General features: G+C 45.9%; 22 protein-coding genes and 1 tRNA gene. 14 read left to right on the top strand and 9 right to left on the bottom strand.

Annotated features, from left to right (window positions below; all coding sequences use genetic code 11):
- Positions 1-328 precede the first annotated feature (328 nt).
- From hrcA to iscB, 4 genes are all read right to left on the bottom strand, one after another.
- Positions 329-1,471 (bottom strand): heat-inducible transcriptional repressor HrcA, encoded by a 1,143-nt coding sequence (gene hrcA, locus QUB16_RS11925; protein ID WP_445251115.1) that lies wholly within the window; start codon positions 1,469-1,471, stop codon positions 329-331.
- 389 nt (positions 1,472-1,860) lie between these two features.
- Entirely contained in the window at positions 1,861-2,730 is an 870-nt protein-coding gene (locus QUB16_RS11920) for an alpha/beta hydrolase (protein WP_333316201.1), read from the bottom strand.
- Positions 2,731-3,496: 766 nt separating this feature from the next.
- Positions 3,497-4,222 (bottom strand): hypothetical protein, encoded by a 726-nt coding sequence (locus tag QUB16_RS11915; protein WP_006631881.1) that lies wholly within the window; start codon positions 4,220-4,222, stop codon positions 3,497-3,499.
- Positions 4,223-4,449: 227 nt separating this feature from the next.
- On the bottom strand, positions 4,450-5,727 hold the full coding sequence (gene iscB / locus QUB16_RS11910) for an RNA-guided endonuclease IscB (RefSeq protein ID WP_333316199.1): 1,278 nt from the start codon (positions 5,725-5,727) through the stop codon (positions 4,450-4,452).
- A gap of 610 nt (positions 5,728-6,337) precedes the next feature.
- Between iscB and QUB16_RS11905 the strand changes: the two genes are divergently transcribed.
- The 6 genes from QUB16_RS11905 (at position 6,338) to QUB16_RS11880 (ending at position 11,012) form a co-directional block, all read left to right on the top strand.
- Entirely contained in the window at positions 6,338-6,889 is a 552-nt protein-coding gene (locus QUB16_RS11905) for a GNAT family N-acetyltransferase (protein WP_333316245.1), read from the top strand.
- Positions 6,890-7,215: 326 nt separating this feature from the next.
- Positions 7,216-7,289 (top strand) — tRNA-Pro (locus tag QUB16_RS11900).
- 152 nt (positions 7,290-7,441) lie between these two features.
- Positions 7,442-8,269: a Tic22 family protein gene (locus QUB16_RS11895; protein WP_333316197.1), complete on the top strand. Its 828-nt coding sequence runs from the start codon at positions 7,442-7,444 to the stop codon at positions 8,267-8,269.
- 147 nt (positions 8,270-8,416) lie between these two features.
- On the top strand, positions 8,417-9,397 hold the full coding sequence (locus QUB16_RS11890; RefSeq protein ID WP_333316195.1) for a HemK/PrmC family methyltransferase: 981 nt from the start codon (positions 8,417-8,419) through the stop codon (positions 9,395-9,397).
- 60 nt (positions 9,398-9,457) lie between these two features.
- Positions 9,458-10,051, top strand: coding sequence for an L-threonylcarbamoyladenylate synthase (locus tag QUB16_RS11885; RefSeq protein WP_333316193.1), 594 nt, complete (start codon positions 9,458-9,460; stop codon positions 10,049-10,051).
- 25 nt (positions 10,052-10,076) lie between these two features.
- Complete coding sequence (locus QUB16_RS11880) at positions 10,077-11,012, top strand: sensor histidine kinase (protein WP_333145144.1); 936 nt, start codon at positions 10,077-10,079, stop codon at positions 11,010-11,012.
- A 178-nt stretch (positions 11,013-11,190) separates the two neighbouring features.
- On the opposite strand, the gene QUB16_RS11875 is transcribed toward QUB16_RS11880, so the two are convergent.
- Both QUB16_RS11875 and hemB read right to left on the bottom strand, forming a co-directional pair.
- Complete coding sequence (locus QUB16_RS11875) at positions 11,191-11,679, bottom strand: GNAT family N-acetyltransferase (RefSeq protein WP_333163027.1); 489 nt, start codon at positions 11,677-11,679, stop codon at positions 11,191-11,193.
- Between the two features lie 641 nt (positions 11,680-12,320).
- A complete protein-coding gene (gene hemB / locus QUB16_RS11870) occupies positions 12,321-13,304 on the bottom strand; it encodes a porphobilinogen synthase (protein ID WP_333316190.1) in 984 nt (327 codons plus the stop codon).
- Between the two features lie 374 nt (positions 13,305-13,678).
- Between hemB and QUB16_RS11865 the strand changes: the two genes are divergently transcribed.
- The 3 genes from QUB16_RS11865 to QUB16_RS11855 all read left to right on the top strand — a co-directional run bounded on the left by QUB16_RS11865 (position 13,679) and on the right by QUB16_RS11855 (position 15,762).
- A complete protein-coding gene (locus QUB16_RS11865; protein WP_333316189.1) occupies positions 13,679-14,671 on the top strand; it encodes a DUF1517 domain-containing protein in 993 nt (330 codons plus the stop codon).
- Between the two features lie 330 nt (positions 14,672-15,001).
- Positions 15,002-15,556 carry a cyclic nucleotide-binding domain-containing protein gene (locus QUB16_RS11860; RefSeq protein ID WP_333316187.1) on the top strand — a complete coding sequence of 185 codons (555 nt, stop codon included), beginning with the start codon at positions 15,002-15,004 and terminating at the stop codon, positions 15,554-15,556.
- Positions 15,557-15,618: 62 nt separating this feature from the next.
- Positions 15,619-15,762, top strand: coding sequence for a hypothetical protein (locus QUB16_RS11855; protein ID WP_333316185.1), 144 nt, complete (start codon positions 15,619-15,621; stop codon positions 15,760-15,762).
- 290 nt (positions 15,763-16,052) lie between these two features.
- On the opposite strand, the gene QUB16_RS11850 is transcribed toward QUB16_RS11855, so the two are convergent.
- Positions 16,053-16,499 carry a hypothetical protein gene (locus QUB16_RS11850; RefSeq protein WP_333053284.1) on the bottom strand — a complete coding sequence of 149 codons (447 nt, stop codon included), beginning with the start codon at positions 16,497-16,499 and terminating at the stop codon, positions 16,053-16,055.
- Here QUB16_RS11850 and QUB16_RS11845 point away from each other — a divergent pair.
- Positions 16,485-16,742, top strand: a complete 258-nt coding sequence (locus QUB16_RS11845; RefSeq protein WP_333316184.1) for a hypothetical protein — start codon at positions 16,485-16,487, stop codon at positions 16,740-16,742. The genes QUB16_RS11850 and QUB16_RS11845 overlap by 15 nt on opposite strands.
- A 202-nt stretch (positions 16,743-16,944) precedes the next feature.
- On the opposite strand, the gene QUB16_RS11840 is transcribed toward QUB16_RS11845, so the two are convergent.
- A complete protein-coding gene (locus QUB16_RS11840) occupies positions 16,945-17,715 on the bottom strand; it encodes a hypothetical protein (RefSeq protein WP_333316182.1) in 771 nt (256 codons plus the stop codon).
- Between the two features lie 1,178 nt (positions 17,716-18,893).
- On the opposite strand from QUB16_RS11840, the gene QUB16_RS11835 reads away from it, so the two are divergent.
- From QUB16_RS11835 to uvrA, 4 genes are all read left to right on the top strand, one after another.
- Positions 18,894-19,592, top strand: coding sequence for a class I SAM-dependent methyltransferase (locus tag QUB16_RS11835; RefSeq protein ID WP_333150977.1), 699 nt, complete (start codon positions 18,894-18,896; stop codon positions 19,590-19,592).
- A 222-nt stretch (positions 19,593-19,814) separates the two neighbouring features.
- Positions 19,815-20,441 carry a 7-carboxy-7-deazaguanine synthase QueE gene (locus QUB16_RS11830; RefSeq protein ID WP_333316180.1) on the top strand — a complete coding sequence of 209 codons (627 nt, stop codon included), beginning with the start codon at positions 19,815-19,817 and terminating at the stop codon, positions 20,439-20,441.
- Positions 20,442-20,686: 245 nt separating this feature from the next.
- On the top strand, positions 20,687-21,130 hold the full coding sequence (locus QUB16_RS11825; protein ID WP_333316243.1) for a retroviral-like aspartic protease family protein: 444 nt from the start codon (positions 20,687-20,689) through the stop codon (positions 21,128-21,130).
- A gap of 73 nt (positions 21,131-21,203) precedes the next feature.
- Positions 21,204-24,164, top strand: a complete 2,961-nt coding sequence (gene uvrA, locus QUB16_RS11820) for an excinuclease ABC subunit UvrA (RefSeq protein WP_333316178.1) — start codon at positions 21,204-21,206, stop codon at positions 24,162-24,164.
- Positions 24,165-24,299: 135 nt separating this feature from the next.
- Here uvrA and QUB16_RS11815 read toward each other — a convergent pair whose 3' ends face one another.
- Entirely contained in the window at positions 24,300-25,271 is a 972-nt protein-coding gene (locus tag QUB16_RS11815) for an MvdC/MvdD family ATP grasp protein (RefSeq protein WP_333316177.1), read from the bottom strand.
- Positions 25,272-25,395: the final 124 nt, after the last annotated feature.

The raw sequence follows: 25,395 nt of genomic DNA, 5'->3' as shown, positions 1-25,395 counted from the left end.
AAAACTCGTCAGTTGGGCTGCTAAACCCGCCGTTCGACTAACGCTCCGCGATTACTTTCTGTGAATGCCCGATCGCTCACCATCGCCATCTCTTTCTCGCGATCGCTGGAAAGTCGATCGCCCGCCACTCCTGCCACTTTCCGAGCCGCTCATGGACGCAGAAACCGGGTTGTTTACGAAACTCTCTTGTCAACCGCGAAGCTTTAGTTTCTTGCCCCAAAAAGAGTATAAAAGCCTAGGTTTTTTATCACAAAACCCGGTTTTTAAAGGTTGCGAGTACATCCACAGACAATAAAACCCCAAGCCAGTTAAGCTTGGGGCTATCAAATTAGGGTGCATCTAACAACGGATTATCCGATCGCCCTCGATCGCCATCTGGAAAACTCACTCGATTTCCGCCAATAGCTTCTGACAAATAATCCGCCGCAGCTTCCACAACCGCGATCGCATTTTCGTAAACCATCCGCGTCGGCCCCAAAACCCCAACACTACCCACCGGCACTGATCCCCGGCGGTAAGTCGAAGAAATCAGAGTACAGCCACGAATTGGTTCTAAAGAATTTTCCGAACCAATACGCACCGTTACCCGCTTTCCGGGGATGTCCAACTCAGGCGATTCAAAAATCAAAGGCCAAAGCAGTTCTTGCTCTTGTTCGAGCAGTTGCACCAGGGTTTGAACTTGCTGCAACTGCGAAAACTCAGGCAAGCGCAGCGCTTCTGCTAAACCGCCGATCAGAATCCGCGTGTAGGTTGGATTGCTTTGGCGGCTGCTCAAAGCAGTCAGCATGGTTTCCATCCACTCAGCGTACAGCTCAAAGTCCCGGTCTAACTCGCTCCAGTCTACAGCCGAGAGTTCCGAGAGCGATCGTCCCCGCAACTTGCTGTTCAAAAAATTCGACAAAATCTGCAACTGGCGATCGACAATTTCGGCATCAGGCCTGTTACCTTCTGCGTCTGAAGGCAACTGCACCAAAACCGACTGAGTTTCGTAGGCATCCGTCACCACGATCAGCATCACCTTTCCCGGCTCTAGCTGCACCAGTTGCAAGTGGCGCAAGCAAGCCATAGTGGTTTGCGGTATGGTGATCATGGCTATGTAACCGCTGATAGTTGCCAGGATTTGAGCAGCGCCACGGAGTGCCGCGTCCATGCGACCATCCGACCAATTGAGCTGGTCTAGTACCTGTTCCACCTTGCGGGCGAGCGTATCAGACGGCTGAATCAACTGGTCTACATAAATTCGGTAGCCGGAGTCAGAGGGGACTCGTCCTGCCGAAGTGTGGGGCTGATAAAGCAGTCCAGCTTTTTCAAGAGTCCCCATCGCATTGCGAATTGTAGCTGGGCTGACGCTGAGGTTGAATTCGTCAGCCAAAGCTTTTGAGCCAACGGGTTCCGCTGTTGCTATGTAGTGGCGAACCGTTGCCCAAAGGATGTGTTGTTGCCGATCGGTGAGGTTAACGCGCACAGATATTTAAGCAGAATTAGAATTTAGAGTTGAAAGCCACTATTTAATCGAAACGTCTGTCCCAAGAGGGCGATCGGGCAGACTTATCTATTTAAGATAACAGATTTAGGCGAAGGCAGAAGGCACAGGGAAGAAGCAAGAGGTAAGAATGAACAAGGAACAGGGAAGAATGTTTTAACTTTTAACTTGTATAGCAACCGCCCGGACGGTTAGGACGTTCTTAATTGCACTTTCCCCATGCGGTCAATTTCTTCCTTCTCTCCTAGATAACAACTAAAGCCTTCTTCGTTCTTCCTTCTTCCTTCTGCTATAACTTTCTATTTGGTAGCTTCGTTTCCCCGAACCGGCTCTCGGCCCAATGCCCGATTCCTCGGCTTTGTTTTGCCCAATTCCCTTTAAGTGTGTTCTTTGAGAATATTTTGCAGATAACTAGCCACGGCATCCGGCTGTTCCACCATTGCCAAATGGCCACAATCGGGAAGCTGAAGGACATTCTCGCCGCAACCTTGGAACATCCAGTGAAAGCTAGCCAAATGCAGCACGTATTTTGGTTCCATAATTTTGTCTTTACTACCGGCAATAAAATAAACAGGCTGCTTGAGTTGGGACACAATTTGTGGCAAGAGGTGAATCTCGGCTTCTGTGGTGGAGTCCAACAAAGCCCCCAAAGCTGCCTCTGGATGAGCTCCCACGAAATCTATTAAGCGCTGCCGTCCCCAGGATCTGCCGATCGAGCGGGCTACAGAATCGCGCGCAAACACGTAATCTGCTAAGGGCAAGCGAGGCAGCCAGCCGGGACGCATTGTCACTAGCTGCTTGCCGACCGATCGAAACCGCTCGAATTCTTCCTTAAGATAGATGCCGCCCCCTGCATTGATGCAGACCACGCCTTTAACGCGATCGGAGAATTTGCTGGCTCCCCATAGAGCGATCGTGCCGCCGAGAGAGTGTCCCACCAGCCAAGCAGAAGATATATCGAGTTTTTCGAGTAAAAGTTCCAAATCGCGAGCGTAAGCTGCGGGAGTGTAGCAGGAATTTAGCGGTTCGGAATGCCCGCGATCGACGCCACCGTCGGATTGAGAATCGCCAAACCCCCGCAAATCGTAGGTAAGGCACTGATAGTTTGATGCCAAGCGATCGGTCAAAGGTTGCCAGTAGTGGCGGCTTAACAGCCAGCCGTGGACAAATACCAGAACCGGGGAAGTTGCAGTCGGAGCCGTCAAATCGTAAGCGTGCCGAACCCCTAGGATGTCGATTGTTGCCATACTTTTATCCTACCCGCTCCATAAGACCGATGTAAACCTATGTATAGCCTTTCTCACAAAGAGGGAGTACGCCGAAACCCTGTGTTTTCAAGCTTTTTCAGGCTGACGCTACAAGATTTTTGTCCACTGCACGGGCAATCTTGGCATAGCTTGCCCTTTTATGCGATCGGCCTAGAATAAATATTCCTTCAAACCAGCTTTCTATATTTTTTGCACCCTTCAATTTTTTGTCTGCTGTATCGATCGCAATTGCGACATAAATCAACGCGATTTTTTAATGGCATTTTGCGGCAATAATTTTCCCAAACTTAGCCGATTTGAAAGTTGTTAACCCTTGGAATTCCAGTGTCAAATTAGATATTTTTTTGTAGGATAGTTACAAATTAAATTCGTACCTCCTACCTTCAACTATTAAACCAACTAAATTGTTAGCATTCAACAATTATTTAATCTCTTAATTCTCTAGCTAGCGTTACCTATCCCTAGTTTTGGGCGAGGTGAGACGTAATTTTATTGAGCGCATTTTTGCGGATACTGGCGACTTTTGCGTGTAGTCCCGCGAGCTTACTTAAGTAAGTAGGCGCTGTAAAACTTAAAAAGCTTGACAACATCGTTTCGGCGTGTTCCATGTTTATGAGAACCGCTATCTACACTCGTTTGTAGGAACAATGTTGCCGAGCTTTTTATCCTATCTCACTGGAAAACTTCTGCAAACTAATGTCTACTTATAGAAATCTAGTTATTTAGGGAGCATCGGCAGCTTGCCCTAAAATCGCTCGCCTAGCAATCTTTGTCGCACCCCCTCAGCGATTTTCTGCCCCAGATATTCGGGAATTAAACTTTCATTGGGCCCCAACAAATAGAGAATTAGGCGAGTTCGCCCCCGCCAAACTAGCAAATTAGCATTTACGACCAACAAATCCTCTTGCCAGATGGCATACATAACTTTGTAAAAAAGTCCAGGTTGATTATCGGCTTCAATCAGCAAAGCTGGCAAGTGGAAAACCGGATCGACGTAGAATTCAGTTGCCACATCTTCTAAACCCGCGTCTAAATTAAATTCCACCGCCAACATCTCTTCAACCTCAAAATGCCCCGCCAATGCCTCTCGAACCGCCCTACAGACGTTTTCTGCTGTTTTATCTGCCAGTACCTTGCCACCGCGAGATACGACCAATTTGATAAATACCAGCATGGGCGGGTAAATTTGACCGTACAGACTCAGACTGTGAATCGTCAGCCCGTAGGCCGCGAGCACTCCAAAAATATCGCTCAATAGAAAAGACTGGTTCCGGTAAGCAAAATGCAGGGCACTTTTGTTACCTTCAGCTCGGATTTCGATGACTGCTTGCCGAGTTTTGTAAAGCTGGTAAGCTAATTTGAGGTTTTGCAACTGGATTTCGCTGCTGACAAATTGCTCATAAAACTGCGGAAACGCTCGGTTAAAGCGCTTGAGAAGTTCTAGTGTAGATGGTTTTAAACCCGAAGCCATAATTGAGGGGAAGGTGCGGGAAATATACTAGGTATTGACTCTTCCATGCCTTATGGCAATGGGATTTTCGATTCGACGATTCGACTTAAATTGTACCCGTCTCCTCACTAAAAGCAAAAGTCAAATCTGTCTGAGAACTTATCACGAGAATGTCACCAAAAAACGAGTGAGAAGCCCCTGGCTTTAGAGATGGGGAGGAAAGCGGCTGCGACTTCAGTCGCCTTGAATCAAAATCCATAGGAATAGCCATCTTTTTTGTGAATAGGTTTGCAATATTTATGGCTAATTCCTGCTACTCTTCCCTTCATTGTAGCGATGTCGAACGAACCGGATGCACGGCAAAGAACTCGTCCCACGTAGGAACCGACTTTCTTGCCTGCGGTGACGGTAGCGCTGATAATATCGCCAGTTTGAAAACCAAAATGGATCTGCTTTTTCGATCTGTGTCGAACTGGGAAGCCAAACCTATTTGTGCCACACATTTGTCGAGTACCGTGTCCGGCTGCTTTTATTAACAGCGGTTGAAAAGTCAGCACCTTTAATTCTTCGACTTTGCCTACGCAAGCAGCATCTAACCAGTGGGATTTAGGTAGATTTAATCGAGTGCGATTAAATTTTGTTAAGCCACCACTGCCAGTAGAAACTGGTAAACCAGTCGTCAAACGGAGTCCGTTAAACAACGCCCAGCGAGTTGAATTAACTGCTGCTGCATCTTTTAAGGGACGTTTTGCTTGGGATAGAATCCGCTTTAAAATATCGGGCTTTTTAGAGAGGAATTGCTCAAGAGCTTGAGTACCTTTCTTTTTATTGCAAGCATCGCAAGCAAGGCACAGATTAGAAATGCGATTAGAGCCGCCTTTGGCTCTGGGATGAATGTGTTCGACTTGTAGTGGCGTATCCGTAATTCCACAATACGCGCACTTTCTATCCCATTTGTTTAACAAATATTCGCGGCTCTCGTAACCACATAAAACGCCTTGCTGATATTCCAGTCCATTAATCTCTGGATTTTCTAGTTGTTGCAAGTCGAACCGCACAAGTTCTTGAACAATAGAACCAATGGGAGCGACTTTCATCAATCTAGTTGCCCAGGTTAGGGTTGTTTCGACACGATGTTGTAGGCTTGGAGCCAACCACCCTTTCGGGCGAGTTCTATTTAGAAATCTAGCTTTCCGATAACGAGTATGACGATTTCTCCTACCTCTACGCAATGAACGGCGAGACTCCAAACTAGCTTTAATAGCTTGACCTCGGTGAGTTAGCTCTGCACCAAAGATTATATTCTCTCCTCGCACTAATGCGATTCCAGTAGCCTTGGAGCCAGGGTCTAATTTAAGAGTGATTGGTTCCTGGGGTGCTGTTATCTCTACCTTGAGAATGAGTGTGAATGGATATCTTTTAAAAACAGCAGCTTTGCCAGTGGTTAGCAATTTGCGAGCCAATCCTGGACGAATTGGATTGAGCGGTCGTTTGTGGATATCAAGTAGAAAAACGAAATTAGACACAAAGTCCTCCATTGCTGGGTAAAGTTCGCTTCGAGAATGTTTTAGGAGCTTGTTATGCCAAAAGCACTGGTTTAACCCCGTTAATCCTGTTTAACTTTGGGCGATAGAGCGGAAAACTAGCGTCGCATTTTCCGGTATCATGACTCAAAAAACGTAGGTCTAATCCAGTCTCTGGTAAGGTTCGGGCTTTCTTCTTGCACCGCTCGGAACGAGCCGGACTTCCTAAAAGCCCCCGCTTTTAAGCGTGGGGTTCCTTACCGTTGCGCCATTCCAGTGGTATTTCCCACCAAGGGTATAAGTTCCGGCGCGATCGGCGGCACTCAAAAGAAGCATTTCCTAATATGCCTCTGTCCTGGTTCGGCAACAAATTTTACCTTAAAAGCGGGTTATCCGGGCACTGGCTAGCAGAACATTTCTACCAAACTTGACAGAATCAAAAAAGCGCAGACTCAATGTTGGACGACAAATCCCTGTTTTCGGCGTAAGATGAGTGTACCGTAAACTGTTCCTCAAGAGGCTACCGGCAATTGATCCTACGCCGATCGGGGTGGGTTTATCTGTCTGGTTCTCTTTCTCGTCGTCCAACTTCTACTACCTTAACCGCGCCTGCATGGGTTTTTGGAAAAACTTATTTAGTAGTTCTGAGTCTGCCTCTGTACCCCAAACAGCGGATTTTGAGGAAGATGTGGCTGTTGGGTTAGGCGATCCGCTTTCCCCAACGTTTCGCAAGCCCGCCAGCGGAAACGCTCGCATCTTTTTCAGTTGCGATCGGGACATTGACCTCTACGAACTCGAAGAACTTTGTAATGCAGTGGGTTGGTCCCGCCGTCCCCTGCGTAAAGTCAAAAAAGCTATTCAGCACAGCTTCCTAGTCGTCTCTATGTGGGAGATGCGGGGCAGCCAGCGACGGCTGGTGGGTTTCGCCAGAGCGACTTCAGACCATGCTTTTAATGCCACGCTTTGGGATGTGGTAGTTCATCCCGACTACCAGGGCAAAGGCATGGGCAAGGCGCTGATGAAATACATCATTAAAAAACTCCGCAGTGAAGATATCAGCAACATTACCTTATTTGCTGACCCTCATGTGGTGGATTTTTACCGCAATTTGGGCTTTATGTCCGATCCAGAGGGGATTAAAGGTATGTTTTGGTATCCTGATTAGCGAGCGAGGTGCAGGTCGGCGTTGATTTGTTGAGGATCTACAATACAATATTGACGCTGCCAACACCGACTGCACCTGTGCGCTGCCCTCAGTTACGCTTGGATGTATCTCGGCATCAGCGCCGTTATGAAACTGTGCAAGTATTGTCAGTCGATTTGAGCAGATCGCGATAGGAGTCAGGGGCTGGTATCGATTTTTGGGTGGCGTCAAACCGCACAACCTGAAAAAAACTTCGCCTTAGCTCCATCGAGAGCTAAATATTTAATAAAGCTTGACAAGCAAGCGGTTTTGTGTGTTAATGGTTAAAAGATAGCTAACTATCACACCGGGATGTAGCGCAGCTTGGTAGCGCGCCTGCTTTGGGAGCAGGATGTCGCAGGTTCAAATCCTGTCATCCCGATCGCACAATGTTAAATAATAGATTGAAGCAGAACTGTCTCTGATGTTTACATTTAGTCAAAATGAAAACAAATTGAGGCAGTTTTTGCCGATCGTGTGAAAGCGCGAGTCTTTGCGTTAATGTGTTTCAGGATCGCTCCTGATGGAAAAAACATGAAATCATTAGTTCGTTTGGGCGCAATATTGGGAATTGTCGGCAGCACTCTGCTGGGCCCCTCCCCAATTGGCAAGATGTCTGCACTGGCACTGCCGGAGCCGCAAATTTTGGAAAAATTGCGATCGGTGCCGGTATTTACGATTACAGACGCTCAGGGTGCGCCCCTGATCGCTTCTGTTCCCAAGCAGGGTCAGGGTCAAACTGGTAATGCTTCCGTGGCGGGAATTTTCATCAGCCAGAAAGACGCTCAAGCTTTTGTCGATCAACTGAAAACCAGAAATCCTCAGTTGGCGGCCACGGTGCGCGTGATGCCGGTGTCGCTGGGGGAAATTTATCAGCTCACTCAAGCAAATAAAGGCAAGCCGGAGGAAGTGCAATTTGCTTTCGTTCCCGCTCCGCAGCAGGTGCAGTCCGCTAAAACTGTACTTCAGCAGACTGGTCAACAAGTTAATGAGTTCAACGGTGTACCTCTATTTTTGGCAAGAGGCGGCGCAGAAAATGGTTATTTGACGATTCAGCGGGGTCAGCAAGAGGTGATTCCCTTGTTTTTTAACAAGGAGGATTTACAGGGAATGGTCGATCGTTTTAAGCAGCAGCAGCCCAACGTGACCGCCACAATTAAGATTGAGGTGGTGAACTTGGAGAGCGTTTTGGAAGCTTTGCGTACTGAGAACGACCCGTTTTTGACCCAAATGATTTTGGTTCCCTCGCGGGAGTCGCTGGAATTTGTGCGATCGCTCCAACCTGCCGGTGCGGGCCAAAATCCACAGGTTGCTCCGGCTCCAGCTCGGCCGGCTCCAGCCTCTCCGGCTCCAGCTCGCTAATAGTTAGTCAGCAGTCATCAGTCATTAGTCATCAGTTATCAGTCATTAAATAGTAGGTTGGGTTTCTCGACTCAACCTACTATTTACGAATTAGCAATTAGCAATTAACAATTAGCAATTAGCAATTAGCAATTATTACAAAGTCTTATGTTTGTTTCTGGTTTAGAGCTTTGGGAATGGGCGAATCAAGCTAAAACCGAGGCGATATCCTCTGACATTCCCCTAGCAGAAATCGACTGGCTGCTGAAAGAGCTGGCGGGTTTGGATAGGTTGGCTCTGCGTTTGGAGTCGTTTAAAGATTTGCCAAAAATTGAATTAAAGTTGTCTTTATCGGAACTTGCTCAATTGTGGCAGCGGCGCTTGCAGGAACGGGTGCCGGTGCAGTATTTAACGGGAGTTGCACATTGGCGGCATTTTTCGCTCAAAGTAACGCCGGCGGTGCTAATTCCGCGTCCTGAAACAGAATTGCTGATCGATTTGGCTGTAGAAGCTGTTAAAAGCCGTTTAGAAGCAGAAAATATCAATCAAAAATCTACCCCCCCCAACCCCCCCTTAGTAAGGGGGGGAGAAGATTTAAACTTCTCCGAGCTTCGGGGGGGAGAATTGACCAAATCGCATTGGGTGGATTTGGGGACGGGCAGCGGGGCGATCGCGATCGGCTTAGCTTCTGCGTTGACAAATGCTAGGGTTTATGCAGTAGATTGCAGTTCGGAAGCTTTGGCAGTTGCTCGACTGAATGCTGAGAATTTGGGCTTTGAATCGCGAATTAATTTTTATCAAGGTTCGTGGTGGGAACCGCTAGAATTTCTCAAAGGTCAAGTCAGCGGGATGGTGTCTAACCCCCCTTACATTCCCAGCAGCACGGTGCTGACTCTGGAACCGGAAGTTTTGAAGCACGAACCTCATCTGGCCTTAGACGGCGGTTTTGACGGGTTAGAGTGCATCCGGCATTTGGTAGAAACGGCTCCCGATTATTTAGAATCGGGGGGAGTTTGGCTGGTTGAGATGATGGCGGGACAAGAAACGGCGGTAGCTGATATGCTGCAAAGTCACGGGAGTTATGGCAAAGTTCAGATATTTTCGGATTTAGCAGGAATCGATCGGTTTGCCTTAGCCTACCGTCTGTAGGTTTCAAGAATATGTCGTACTTCTAAAATCTAAAATCTAAAATCTAAAATCTAAAATGTCATGACACAAGTTTCGATCGATGCCCTAGTTCAAGGGGCAATTTCTGGTAATCATATTGTCAGTTTTCCTACAGATACTGTACCCGCTTTGGCTGCGCGTCCCGATCGCTCGGAGTTGATTTTTGCCGCTAAACGTCGCAGTCAAGACAAACCGCTAATTTTGATGGCAGCATCGGCCAAGGCTTTATGGCCTTACGTGCAGGGGAGTCCAGCAGAGTTTAAATTGTGGCAGCAAGTGGCCGAATCCTATTGGCCGGGGGCGTTAACTTTGGTACTGCCGGCTTCGCCAAAAGTCCCGGCGGCCATGAATTCGATCGACCCAACTACAATCGGAGTACGAGTCCCTAACCTTACCCTTGCCCTAAAGATTCTAGAGCAGACAGGCCCTTTGGCTACTACCAGTGCTAATTTATCCGGTCAGCCGCCTCTGGAATCGGTGGCAGAAATTGAGGCTCAGTTTCCCGAAGTCTTGACATTAGTTCCTTCTGAATTAGCAACAGCGACAACTGCTTCGAGTTTGCCTTCGACTGTGGCTAAATGGACGGGCAGCGGGTGGGAAATATTGCGACAAGGCACGATCGAGTTAGAATGCTAAAAGCTAAACTCCAAGGCAAAGCAATATGGCGCCGATCGGCTGGAGCAACTTTATATATTTAGGTATGGGACTGGGGCTGGGTTTGGGAAGCAGTTTGATTTGGCGCCTGCGGCAAAAAAGCTCGCAACAGCCCGAACCGGCGCCCAAAGTAGCCCCACCTCCTCAAGAAATTCACTTAGAGAAGTTTGATGCTCTTTCCGAGCAACTTAAGCAAACTCAATTGGCTTATCAGATGGCATCGGAGATGAGCCAATTTAAGGCGGGTTTTTTGGCTCGAACTTCTCACGAGTTGCGATCGCCCCTGAGCACTATGATTGGTACGCTGCAATTAATTCTCTCGGATTTGTGCGACGATCCGGCTGAGGAACGAGAGTTTGTCGAGCAAGCTCACGTCGCGGCACTCAAGCTGGTGAAATTAATAGATGAAATTATCTCTGTTGCTAAAACTGAACACGGCACTGAAAGGATGGATATTGAGCCGATTCAGTTAGCTAAGGTTTTTGACGAGGTTGATGATTTAACTTACTTGCAAGCTGCTAATCGCGGCATTCGTTTGGAGATATTGCCGCCAGACCCCGGGATTTATGTATTGGCAGATTTGCCGAGGTTTAGGCAAGTTTTAGTCAATTTGGTAGATACTGCTGTGGCTCAGATGGAGGAGGGGAGTATTTCTGTTTCGGCGCATTCTTCGCCGGAATCTGGATACGTTCACATTTGGGTGGACGATCAGCGTTCAGTGAGTGCTTGGAGCGAGTCTTGGGATTTGCTGAAGCACGATTTGGAGTGTGATATTACCAAGAGCAGCGATAATTCTCAGGTGTCTTCGGGAATGAGGTTATTGATGAATCAGACTCTTTTAAGTTTGATGAGCGGAAAGTTGGAGGTTCTGGCGGTGCCTTCTGAGTCCGAAGAGTGCAATTTTAACCGGACTCAGTGTTCTATTCCTTTGGCAACTTTCTGATGAAGAAAGTTCGGCAACGAGCAATCTACGGGATTTAATAGACATAGGAGTGAAAAGCCTGTCTTGAACAGGCTTTCCGGCCTGTTCCACAAGAATTATTGGAGATGTCTAATAGGGAGTAAGGTGCGCTGCGACGCACCCTACATATTATAGATTTTGGTGCAATTTTTGTGCGGATTTAACAATTAGCAGTTAGCAATTCGCCGTTGCTAATTTCTAATTCGAGATTTTCTTCTAGAAGCTGATTTTCAAGTACCATTGTGGTGCTAGCGTTTGGCTGAAAACCGATGCGCTCGTAGAAGCTTTGTTTGTAAGTTGTCATCAGGTAAACTCGCTCTACTCGGCACATCCGAGGGTGACTCAAGACGGTTTGCACTAATTTGCGGCCGAGTCCTGCACCTTGGTAATCCGGGTGAATGGCGACATCCCAGATGGTAGCTCGATAGATGCCATCTGAGGTGGCTCTGGCAAAGCCGATCGCTCGTGAGCCGTCCCAAACTGTAACAACTGGTTCGCTGTTGGCGATCGCAATTTCCCAATCTTCTATCTTGCGTTCCCTCGCCCAAAAGGCGGCGGCTTTAAATAGTTCTTGGATCTGTACGATGTCGGCGCGATCGCGACCTATACAAAATTGAATGTGACTGGAATCCCTAGTCGTTGATGTCATGCTCAATCTGCCTTGAAGTTGTATCTCAACTGTGTTACTTTTACTGTTTTACACGAGTGAAAGTTGATTTTGCTTGGGAACTATCAATGGTTGAATTCCCCATTTACAAAACTATTTTTATTCATACATATTTTCTAACTAATTTCGGTGATGATTAATACTTTTTGGGGTAAATTTTGAAAAAAAGTCTTTGACTCAAAATTCCCAACTTAGAACTCATACCATTTGATATTTGAGATTAGAGATTTTAGATGGGGAATGACTGATTTTTTAGGGGTTGGGAGTTTGTCTACAGAGAAACCGGGTTTTTTCATAGCAATACTTCGTTACAACTGAAATGTTGCACCATTGTCAATAAGCTTTTTATGAACAGGCAAGATGCCTGTTCCACAAGAAAATTCACTCTTTGTGGAACAGGCATCTTGCCTGTTCCTGAGAATGGTGCAATATCTCAGTTACAGCCCACTGAAAGGGTAAAAACCCGGTTTCGAGGCGTCGTTTATCGGTAAGTGTAAGCTATAGCTAGTGTCTTGCCTAATTGCTCAAAAAGCATCTATCGAGAGAGGTGTTGACTCCACAAGAACACCCGAAGATTGTGGTGTGGAGTCAAATCTCTAATCTCTAATCTCAAATTAAGTGAATCAGTTTTGCAACCAGCGGGCGGCGTCTTTGGCGTGATAAGTCAAAATCAAATCACAACCAGCACGCTTGAATCCTGTCAAAGTTTCCATCACTACTCTTTCTTCATCTATCCAACCGTTGAGGGCGGCGGCTTTCACCATCGCATATTCGCCAGAAACGTTGTAAGCAGCAACTGGCAGATTAGTTGCTTCCTTCACGCGCCAGATGATGTCCATGTAAGCTAAAGCGGGTTTAACCATGAGCATATCTGCGCCTTCGGCAATGTCGAGAGCAATTTCTTTCAGAGCTTCGCGGCCGTTTCCGGGGTCCATTTGATAGGTGCGTCGATCGCCAAATTGCGGAGCAGACTCTGCTGCATCTCGGAATGGGCCATAATAAGCTGAGGCGTATTTTGCCGCGTAAGACATGATGGGAATATCTTCAAATCCAGCGGAGTCCAATCCTTCGCGAATTGCTCCGACAAAACCGTCCATCATTCCCGAAGGTGCGATAATATCTGCACCGGCTTTAGCTTGAGCAACTGCGGTTTTCTTCAGCAATTCTAGTGTGGGATCGTTCAAGACGCGGCCGCTTAAATCTCCGACTTCCAAATAGCCGCAATGACCGTGACTGGTATATTCGCACAGACAAGTATCGACCATGACGATTAAATCTGGTACGGCTTTTTTAACTGCTTCCGTCGCTTGTTGAACGATGCCACAATCGTGCCAAGCACCTGTAGCATCTGTATCTTTGTCTGCGGGAATGCCGAATAAAATAATAGCGGGAATGCCGAGGTCGTAGACTTCTTTTGCTTCTTCTACTATTTTGTCTACCGATAGCTGGTAAACTCCGGGCATCGATGTGACTTCTTTAGCAAAAGCTTCCCCCGGTACGGCAAATAGGGGGTAAATTAAATCGCTGGTTGTCAAGATATTTTCGCGTACCATCCGGCGGAGTTGGGGATGGTTGCGGAGGCGGCGGGGGCGGTGAGTTAGAAACATAATGTTTTTTTTACGGTAGATAAAGCCCTGTTTTCTAGGACTCGTGGCGCTTCTTTAAAAGTCTAGAGCTTATTGTTGGCCGATCGCCCTGTACTTAAGTAAAGTTCTGTAAAACCCGCGATGTCGATTAGACCTAGAAGTGAAAATCAAGTCTTGAACAGGCAAGATGCCTGTTCCACAATAATTATTCCAGAGGTCTATTGTTCTCCGCATCGGAATGCAAGTCCTTTCTAGGTTTTCTCGTTTGCAGACTCAGGCATAACTGTGGTGGGATCGGTTGGTACGGATATCTCGCTGGCTTCACACCTATAACCAGGCTGCCCAGAAGCGAGAATAAACTGTAAATTATAAATGTATCGAAAAGTAACGGTCTTATGTACAAGCAACTAATTTCAAAGATCAAACCGCTTTTGAAATCACTATTTGCGATCGGTCTGGTACTGACGCTAGCCCTGGGTAACGCTGATGGAGCTCTGGCTGCCCGCAGCGGCGGACGCATCGGCGGCGGATCTTTTAGTGCTCCGGCGCGCAGTTACTCGTCTCCTAGTCGCACTTACGCGCCGTCGGGAGGAGGCTACTACCCCGGCGGCTATGGTGGCGGCTTTGGCGGCGGCTTCGGTTTCCCGTTCTTACTGCCGTTTTTTGGCTTTGGGGGCGGGTTTGGCGGCCTGTTCTCGATTTTGATTTTTATTTCGATCGCTAATTTCCTCGTCCAAAGCTTCCGCCGCGCCGGGGGCGGAACTGACGAACTGGGCAACAGCGCCCCTACTACCACTGTATCTGTCGCCCGCTTGCAAGTTGGTTTGCTAGCAGAGGCCCGCGGTTTGCAAGCCGAACTCGACTCCCTAGCGCGAAAAGCGGATACCGATACAGCAGCCGGTCGCGCTCAAGTGCTGCAAGAATCTACTCTGGCGCTGCTGCGGCATCCTGAATACTGGGTTTACGCGGGCGCTGAATCTGTGCAAACTCGCTTGGAAGCAGCCGAAGCTAAGTTTAATCAACTTTCTTTGGCAGAACGCAGTAAATTTACTGAAGAAACGCTCTCGAATTATAACAATCAGCTCCGGCAAGCAGGGAGCAGCAATATCCTGCCAGGTTTGCAGGAAAATGGGGCGCTGGTGGCTTCTGATGTGAATTCAGATCCTGGGGAATTTATTGTGGTGACGGTGATTGTCGGTACTCAAGGTAAATTGCAATTGCCAGCAGTGAAAAACTCTGAAGATTTGCGCCAAGCTTTGCGCCAGATTGGGGGAGTATCGAGCGAGCAGTTGCTGGCGGTTGAGGTGCTGTGGACTCCTCAAGCGAACGGGGACACTCTGACTGCTGACGATATGTTGGCCGGCTATCCTGATTTGCGATCGATTTAGTGAGCAAGACTGGGCGCGGAGCATTGTCTGCCGCGCCCCATCCCGCACCAAAGCTGGGCGGGTGAACCCAATTCCTTTTGAGACGGGAATTTTACACGAGTTTTTTGAGGTCGATCGAGTTAAAAAAGATTGTTTAACAAATGCTAGTATTGAGAGATTATGATTCAGCGTGATTCATCTGCTATTGGCAAAGCCTGCCGGATATGGGTTTTGCTAATAAGTTAGGCAGGATAAGAAAAACTTTATTGAGCGAGGACTGCTTCGGAAGAAGTTGCGATCGCGCGCCATCTAAATTTTATATAAAGAAGAAGCGATCGAGAGCTAAAACTTATGGCCGACAGCAGCAGAAAAAAAGCACTTTTTATTTTGAGCCAGTTAAATAATGACGATATCAACTGGATCGTCCAAAAAGGCAAAAAGGAAGTTTTAGATCCGGGCGGGATTTTGATCCAGGAAGGGAGGCAGATAGATGCGCTATACATTGTTTTGAAGGGGAGTTTAAGCGTTTTAATCGAGGCTGAGCGGACTAGAGAACTCGCTAAAATAGCCAGCGGAGAACTGGTGGGAGAAGTCTCTTTCATTGATGCTCGCCCTCCTTTGGCAACGGTGAAGGCGATCGAAGAAACTCACTTGCTGGCAATTCCCAGGCGACAGTTAGTAATCAAACTCGATCAAGATATGGGCTTTGCTTCGCGGTTTTATTATGGAATTTCACTGTGTCTGGCAGATAGGATGCGCGGTACGATCAGACATATAGAATATGGTCGCAATATAGAATTAGATCAACCAGAATTTGAACGCGAGGATATCAATCCTAACGTTCTGGAAAATTTGGCGCTAGCTGAGGCTAAGTTTAATTGGCTGAGGGAAAATGTTAAAGCTTGAGGTATTTTAAGGCGTTTTTGGGCTGGGTGTGAAAACTTGCCGATTGATACGGTAATTGAGAGGTGTACGATGTAACTCACATCTTGCACCATTCTGAAGAACAGGCTTTCCGGCCTGTTCCACAAAAAAATTCATCTCTTGTGGAACAGGCCGGAAAGCCTGTTCCTAAACAAGTAATTGAGAATGGTGCAATATCTCAGATGTAACTCACATCTTGCACCATTCTCAAGAAAAGGGTTTCCTGCCTGTTCCACAAAGAATGAGTTTTATTGTGAGGAGTAGGGGTCGGGCAGGAGACCCAGCCCAAAAAAGGATTATTGATATTGGTGCAAGATGTAAGATGTAACATCTCAACTCAAAAAACAGATGTGTAAAACAAAATAGGGGCAGGTTTTACCGGAAATATCGATCGATAATTGCCGGAACTATCAAAACCCGCCCCTGTGCTTTGCCGTTGCAAGCTCGCGCGCCCAAATGCAACTACCAACCACACAATCTAGATAATGCCCGGCCCTTTGCCACGGGTGTCTGCATCCATTGTCAGTTTTCCTTCCTCGCCTTTTTTATCTTTGATTTCTGCGAGAATTCGAGCCCGTTCTGCGGCTTCGGCTTCTTCTTTGGCTCTCAAATCGCCCGGTTCGTTGATGTACATTTCCGGTTCGATCGCGTAATTGTTAACCAGACCTTCTTTGTCTACTGTATAACCATCTGTAGTGTGAATGCTTTCGTCATCGGTTTGGTCATCAGTTTTTGCACTTTTCTGCTTCGCTTCGGTGGTTGTGTGCATGAAGTTAGCGCCTTCGCGTTCTTGTCGGGCTGCTGTCTCCGCAGGAGTAATGCCCCTGTCGTAGTGGGGGGCTTCCATATTGGCTTCGATTTGTTCGTCGGCCGGTGTTGATTTGCTAACTTCTTCTTTGGGGGGTATTGGTTGGCGATTAGTCATGATTTATTCCTGAGTTATCTTTTCAAAAAGGTCTTTGGCTTATGTTTAAATATTAATCCAAAGCTAGCTCATTCACAAACTATCTTTGGTTATAGTTGGCAAGAAGTTGCTGTCATAGCAGATATTGAAGGAAGAACGAAGAAGGAAGAAGGTTTTAGTTATCTAGGAGAGAAGGAAAAAGCAATCTTCCGCAAGGGTTTCAGCATTAAGAACGTCCTAACCGTCAGGGCGGTTGCTATATGAAAAATATATTTATTGAGTCTTCCTCAAGACTGATAAAATTTTCTCTTCCTTAAGACTTTTAGTATTCGCGAGCCTTTGCCATCTATCTAAAGATAGATATGTGCAAATGGGAACTTGAGAATTGGTAATTGGGAGAAGGACTAATGACTAATCACTAATGAGAAATGGCTCATCACTAATGACTAATCACTAATCACTTCTTTTATGCTTCTTTAAAGAAGCGGAGGATTTCGCGGACGTGGTTGAGAAATTGTCCGTCATCGGTGAGTTGGGCGATCGCACTTTCTGCATCTCTTCTCAGTTTAGTGTGCTCTGCCTGATTTGTCGCTTGCAAAGATTGTAGAGATGCGGATAAAGTAGTTAATTCTCTTCTGATCGCTTCCCGTTCCCGATTTTGGACAGCCACCCACGAATTCGGATTGTCTGAACTTATTTGATTGGCCAAATCTTTAACTGTAGATTCTAATTGTGCAAAGCGGCTGCGGAGTTCGACAATATCTTCACGGGGGTGCAAAAATTGGCGGCGGATACTTGTCAGCCGCTGGGCTAAATACTGATAACCTCGGATAGCTGGACGCAGTACAGTTAACAGCAGTGCAGCAGCGGAACTGAGATAGCCAACAGCACTAATTCCGGCGGCGGCTAGGGCGTAAAGTGCGATCGCGCTAAACAGGTGAAGTGCGATCGCCGCCAAGAGCGATCGGCTAACTAATACAGTAACGTATTGTAGTTGTTCCCGATCGACAGCAATGTTTTTTTTAGTCGATTCGGCGGCTTGCGCTAAAACTTCTTTAGCTTCAAAGTGGATATTCCAGGGAACTGTAACTATCAGCAACAGCCATTCAAAAATAGCAATGGCAATTATCCAATCAATAAAACTGCCGGCGGAGACGTGCAGCCATTGCAGAATGGCAAAAACTAGCAGCAAAAATATGCCTGTGGCGGCACCAAAACCTGCGAAAGTGTAATACATAGCGATCGCCTTGGTAGAATGTTGTTTTGATTGTGGGTAGGTGGTTTAGGTCTGGAGGAATAAACTGTGACAGTTAAGTGAGCGTCCTATTAATCCCGGTTCATTAGTTATGAGTAAAAGTGCAGGCCAAGGGTTGCGGTAAACCTGTTTTTTCCCGCCAATACTTGCTCTACCTCAATCGTGCAAGGTAGTTGAGATTTGGGGTAGGTTGTTTAAGTATGGATTCATAAAGTGTGACAGTTAAGAAATCGTCCTATTGAACCCAGTTTATTAGTGATTAGTAATACTCCGGGAGACAAGGGTTTCCAGACGCCTAGTTTGTTCCAGGAACATACACGGGCTTGAACCCATCCATAATAGTTAAAGGAAACGGTTTTTTGGTTTGGGATCGATTAAAAGGGCGGGTTTTTGAGATTGTCAATTATTGGCAGATATTGTTCGTGAACCCGCCCCTACCGTATTAGGGATAATCGATCGGACATGATATAAGTCCTCAATAATTACTCATTGACGATTAAGTAGAACGACACAAACAAACTTGACAATGTAACAAAATGTAAACGAATCACAACCTTTGGGATTGCTTCATTTCACTGGCAATGACATACTTATGTTTTTCGCAGTTCATCTAGTTAGGATCGCGAATTAAATAACTTACAATTTTAGTTGTTTTTGTGGGATGGGCGTCCCGCCCGTCATTTTTGGACGGGCGGGACGCCCATCCCACTTTCAAGAGTGGAAGTTATTTAACTCTCATTCCTTAGTAATCAGGATGAAGTCACTTTCTCCCCAACTCATACCATTTGAGATTTGAGATTTGAGATGGGGAATGGCTGATTATGTATGGGTTTGCAGATTGTATACAGTTGCATTCGTTTTTTGAACTGGTATCACTAACGGGGTTACGCGGTGCTAGTGCTAGAAAAGTAGGAATCTCAAAACGCTCCCCTCTATCGATTTTTATTTTCCAGAGCTGCGAAATCACCTGCGGCTGAGATAAACTGATTTGGAAGTAGAGCGTGCGTTTTGCAAGTGGCCTCTGTGTAACCGACACACTGCTACTGCAACCTGCCATCAGCCACAGCAAAATATATGCCTAAATTAACTCTACATTCTCCGATTTCCATTAACAGGGCGTCTAAAATCTAAAATCAAAAGTGAGCAGCAAGGACAAACCAATGGCGAACTCAACTCTTGGCCTAGAACATCAACTTTACGATTATCTGTTATCTATTTCTCTGCGGGAGCCAGATATTCTCGCTTCACTACGAGAAGAAACTGCTAAGCATCCTATGGGGATGATGCAGATTGCTCCCGAACAAGGTCAGTTTATGGAGCTCATGGTGCAGCTTATGGGAGCGACCAAAACCTTAGAAATTGGCGTTTTTACTGGTTATAGCTCGCTGTGCGTAGCTTTAGCGCTGCCTCCTAACGGTCAAATTATTGCCTGCGATGTCAGCGAGGAATATACTGCGATCGCACGACGCTATTGGGAAGCTGCGGGCGTTGCTAATAAGATTTCTTTGCAGTTGGGCCCAGCAATAAATACTCTCGACAAACTAATAGCCGAGGGACAAGCAGGAACCTTTGATTTTGCCTTCATCGACGCCGATAAAGAAAATTATGAGGCTTATTTTGAGCGATCGCTGCAACTTGTACGCAATGGCGGTTTAATTGTAATTGACAATGTTCTGTGGTCTGGACGAGTTGCCGATCCTCAAGTACAAGACGAAAGCACCCTCGCCATTCGTAGTTTCAACGACAAATTGCGTAACGATCCCAGAGTTACTCTCAGTGTTGTCCCCATTGCTGACGGGCTGACTTTGGCCCTGAAACGCCGTTGGGCTACTCTGATGGAACCTGAACAGCATAATTAAAGAGTTATTTGCGGTTTGTGGTGGATTTCTAAGGATTTATACAAAAGCTATGAAGAAACCCGATTTCTGAGTCAAGCTTCTGAGATAAAACGGATATTTTTTTTCATAAACCCCGTTTATGCGTTCAGAACTGTTTTTATTTGCTGCAAACCGCGAAGAAATAACAATTTAAGAATATTATATCTAAACAACGTAACTAATTGATTTGAGGCGTAACTTCGGGTGTCTAATTTACAACTAAAATTACCAATTCACGAAACTTTTCAGTGTACTGTTCAAGGCGAAGGTTACTGGACGGGGACTTTAGTTGATTTTATCAGATTGGCAGGTTGCCCTGTGGGGTGTCCTTGGTGCGACACAGGCTACGAAAATGGGGGCAAAGGTTTGCCGTCTGTGCCGCAGTCGATCGCCCAATTGCTCGCTCAATTGCAGTCTCCGAGGGTGGTCATTACTGGCGGCGAACCTTTCATTCACCGCGATTTGCCTGAGTTAGTTGAAGCTTTGTTAGAAGCTGACAAGCAGGTGAGTATTGAAACTTCGGGTGCTTACTGGCAGGATGTTTCCCCGCAGGCTTGGATTACTCTTTCTCCGAAGGAACACGTCAATCCTAAATATCCGGTGCAAGAGCTTTTTTGGACTAGAGCCAATGAAATTAAGTTAGTGATTAGCACTGGCGCAGAAGTTGAATTTTATCACAAGCATTTGGAAAATAATGTGAATATTCCGGTTTTCTTGCAACCAGAATGGAACTCAAAAAAATCAGCGATTCCCATTATTTTGGAATTGCTGAAACAAAATCCTAGTTACAGGCTATCTTTGCAAACTCACAAGTTTATTGGCGTGCAATAATTTGATGATTTTGACTAGCTAGTAGGGACACGGGGGAGCATCTCAGTTTTGTAAAAAGCATTTTTTTTGTTGTAGTGCGAGCGTCCCCGCTCGCGTATTGTACAATACGCGAGCGGGGACGCTCGCACTGTAAATGCAAAACTGAGATGCTCCCGGACACGGCATTGCCGTGTCCCTACTTCACAAACCTGAAATCCGCTGTATATGCTAAAATTAAAGCAGCAATTTATGATAATTTGAACGTCATGGAAACAACTACGGAAACTCCAATGGGAAAAGTTATCACAACCCTAGTAATTACGAATCGGCTGGATGAAGGGAAAGCAGAAGATAATCTGATTCCAATCGAGCAAGTCAGGTCTGTTACTCTAGAAAATGTTTTAGTGGATACGGGCGCGACAACTTTGTGTTTGCCTAAAGATGTCATCGCCAGATTGGGTTTGAAAATTCTCAAGCAAGTAGTTGTGGAAACAGCCACGGGTATTAGTGAGGCGAGGATTTTTCAAGATGCCAAGATTTCTCTGTGCGGGCGCGAAGGGACTTTTGAGTGTTTGGAATTGCCAGAGGGAAAAACTCCACTTTTAGGGGTGATTCCGATGGAAGCGCTGGGAATTGAAGTCGATTTGAAAAATCAAAGATTGAAGGTTTTGCCCGACGGGCCGACGGAAACTTATTTGACGATTCTTTGATATTCTTGAGTTTGGATGCCAGCTATTCGATCTGCAGCGCTAAGATGGTTAAGCACTGTTTTGCACTACTCTCATGTCCCAACGCGCCGAAACCTCAAACAGCCAGCCAAGTGCATCCCGCAACGGGCATAATGTGACGAATTCTCACTCTCACAACCAAAATACGATTCGGGTTCGCGGTGCGAGACAGCACAACCTGAAAAATATCGATCTGGAACTGCCGCGCGATCGCCTGATCGTTTTTACTGGCGTCTCCGGTTCTGGTAAGTCTTCCCTCGCTTTCGATACAATTTTTGCCGAGGGACAGCGCCGCTACGTGGAGTCTCTCAGCGCCTACGCGCGCCAGTTTTTGGGACAGTTGGACAAACCGGATGTGGACGCGATCGAGGGCTTGAGTCCGGCTATTTCGATCGACCAAAAGTCAACTTCTCACAACCCGCGATCGACTGTTGGCACTGTTACAGAAATTTACGATTATCTCAGATTGCTGTACGGCAGAGCCGGCGAACCGCACTGTCCGATTTGCGATCGCTGCATTGCGCCGCAGACAATTGATGAAATGTGCGATCGAGTCATGGCACTTCCCGACGGCACTCGCTTTCACCTTCTGGCACCAGTTGTGCGCGGAAAAAAAGGCACTCACCGCAAATTATTGTCGAGTTTAGCTGCGGAAGGATTTATTCGCGTCAAAGTTAACGGAGAAATTTTAGAACTTTCGGAAAATATCGAATTAGATAAAAATCATACGCACAATATCGAGATAGTTGTCGATCGGTTAATTAAAAAACCCGGTTTAGAAGAACGTTTAGTTGATTCTCTGGCAACTTGTTTGCGCCATTCTGAGGGGATTGCGATTATTGAAGAGTTACCGACTGAAGAAAATTCCCAACCACAGGGGCCGATCGTATTTTCCGAAAACTTTGCTTGTCCCGAACACGGCGCAGTAATGGAGGAACTTTCACCCAGGTTATTTTCTTTTAATTCGCCCTACGGCGCGTGCCAAAACTGCCACGGTTTGGGGAGTTTGCGAACTTTTGCGCCGGAGTTGGTAGTTCCCGATGAGAAAGCACCTCTTTATTGTGCGATCGCACCTTGGTCAGACAAAGACAATTCCTATTATCTCTCTTTGCTTTGCAGTATTGCTGATACTTGCGGGTTTGATATCGACACTCCTTGGTATCGATTAAGGCCCGAACACCAGCAGGTAATTTTGTACGGCAATGAGTCCAAGCGCAGCGCAGAAGGTAAAAAGCGCGACGGCAGCACTGATTTTAGGAGAGATTTTAATGGCGTTATTTCCATGTTGCAGCGCCAGTACGACGATACTGGTTCTGATTTGATCAAGCAGAAGTTGGAACAGTATCGGGTCGATCGCTCTTGCGAGGTTTGTCACGGCAAACGCTTGAAACCCGAGGCGCTTTCGGTGCGGTTGGGACAGTACGGAATTGTAGATTTAACCAGTATTTCGATTCGCGAATGCCGCGAACGAGTAAATAATTTGGGATTGAGCGATCGGCAATTCCAAATATCCGATTTAGCCCTGAGAGAAATCAAAGCAAGGCTGCAATTTTTGCTCGATGTCGGGTTAGATTACCTGACTTTAGACCGCGCAGCAATGACGCTTTCTGGCGGAGAAGCCCAGCGAATTCGGCTGGCGACTCAAATCGGTTCGGGTTTGACGGGGGTACTCTACGTTTTGGACGAACCCAGCATCGGACTCCACCAAAGAGACAACTTTCGCCTGCTGCAAACCTTAACAAAATTGCGCGATTTAGGCAATACTTTGATTGTCGTAGAACACGATGAAGAAACCATGCGAGCGGCCGACCACATTGTGGATATCGGGCCCGGTGCTGGCGTTCACGGTGGCAAAATTATCTCGCAAGGAAGTTTAGAAAATTTGCTGGCTGCAGAGGAATCTTTGACTGGTGCTTATTTGTCGGGAAAGCGAGTAATTGAAACGCCTAATGAAAGGAGAAAAGGCAACGGCAAAGCTCTCTCAATCATAAATGCGACGCGCAACAATTTAAAAAATATTGACGTGGAAATTCCGCTGGGAAAACTTGTCTGCGTGACGGGGGTTTCCGGTTCGGGAAAATCAACTTTAATCAATGAATTGCTGTACCCGTCGCTGCAACATTATATCACCAAAAAAGTCCCTTTACCACCCGATATGGACGCCCTCAAAACTAAAGGGGAACGCTCTCTAGAGGATGTGATTGATAAGGTAATTGTAATTGACCAATCTCCCATCGGCCGCACTCCGCGTTCTAATCCCGCTACTTACACGGGAGTCTTTGATGTGATTCGGGATTTGTTTGCCGAAAGCATTGAAGCGAAGGCCAGAGGTTACAAAGCGGGGCAGTTTTCTTTTAACGTGAAAGGGGGAAGGTGCGAAGCTTGCGGCGGCCAAGGCGTGAACGTAATTTCGATGAATTTTCTGCCGGATGTTTACGTGCAGTGCGAGGTTTGCAAGGGTGCACGGTACAACCGAGAAACGCTGCAAGTGAAGTACAAAGGCAAGTCGATTTCTGATGTTTTGAACATGACTGTAGAGGAATCTTTGGAAATGTTTAAAAATATTCCCAGGGCATCTATGAGACTGCAAACTTTGCTTGATGTTGGTTTGGGTTACATTCAGTTGGGGCAGCCGGCGCCGACGCTTTCGGGTGGCGAAGCGCAGCGGGTAAAATTAGCAACGGAACTGTCGCGCCGCGCTACTGGGAAGACGCTTTATTTGATCGATGAACCGACGACGGGTTTGTCGTTTTATGATGTTCACCATTTGTTAAATGTGCTGCAAAGATTGGTGGATAAGGGTAATTCAATTTTGGTAATCGAACACAATTTAGATGTGATTCGGTGCTGCGATTGGGCGATCGATTTGGGGCCTGAAGGGGGAGATAAGGGCGGCGAAATTATTGTGGCGGGGACGCCGGAGGATGTGGCGGCAAATCAGAGGTCTTATACTGGGAAGTATTTGCAAGCGGTTTTGCAGCAGCATCCTTTGGGGGAGGCCGTAGCTGTTAGTTAATAGTAACAACTGTTACGCAATTATCACAATTAGTAAGGTGCGTCAGGTATTTAAACCTTCAATAATCGTTTAAGAAACTCACCTGACGCACCCTACAATTAAAATACTCGAAGGGTGAAGCCTAAAAAACAGTAATCAAGCATCAAGATAGCTTATTAATAAATTACAAATCTCTTCCGTTAATGGTATTTTTGTTTCTATTTCTAGCCAAAGGTATTGACCAAAAGGATTATTTTCTAAAAATACATATTCATTGTTGGGAGTCACAATAAAATCCATCGCCCCATATAATAGTTTTTGCTCCTCCAAAAATTCGATGCAGAATTTTTCTATTTTTGCCGGTAGTTCAAAGATAGAATGTGGATTAATTTTAGTATGGAGTCGCCAATCAATTTTGGTCTCTTCATGGGCTTGTGAATCAATTTTAACGGCAAATACCTTTTTACCAATAGTTGTAATCCTTAATTCAAAAGCTTTTTCGATATATTCTTGCAATTGAGTAGGTGATAAACAAATGTTTTTATAGAATTTATAAAAATTATCTTTGCCAATCTTTCTTGAGGGGATTCCTTGATTGAGCCCATCAATGGTCACATTTCCAGTATAAATGGTTTTAACTAAAATCTCTTCTCCGCACTCTAGAAAAAACTCTTTCGCTGTTTCTGGTTGGGTGGTTATCAGTGTTTTGGGGATTTTGATCCCGTATTTATTAGCCAGTAAAAGTTGTTGAAATTTAACTTTCGCTTTATTGGCGATAAATGGATCGTTTATCCATCTTATGCTGGGTATAGAATATAGTATATTGATAAAAGCTTTTGTTTCTGAAGCTATAAACTGTTCCTCTGTAGATTCAGCAATTTTACCAAAAAAATCAAAGTCAGGTTTTCTCAACCATGCTACTTTTAGTTTGGCTAAATTTAATATTCTACCAAGTTCGTCAGTAATCTGTCCAGTCCATAAACCATTTTCATCAATGTAAAGATTTACCTGATATTTCCGAAGCAAATCTTCTGAATTTAACCTAAAAACTTCAATATCTTTTTTATGTAGTTTTCTGATAACTTCATCAGTATGTGTATCCTGCTTGTTCGTAAAAATTAATATCATATTTTAATTTATAATCTCGTTTTGAGGTGATGAATCAGATATGTTGGTTAATTGATCTTTATGCGGTATCCAAATCAGGATTTTACTACTTACGATAGCTAACAGCTTAAAACGGGACAATAGA

This window comes from Microcoleus sp. D3_18a_C4 (assembly GCF_036702415.1).
In the GTDB taxonomy this organism is placed as follows: Bacteria; Cyanobacteriota; Cyanobacteriia; order Cyanobacteriales; family Microcoleaceae; genus Microcoleus.
Note: the sequence above shows the minus strand (reverse complement) of the source record. Positions and strands in the feature narration are given on the sequence as shown.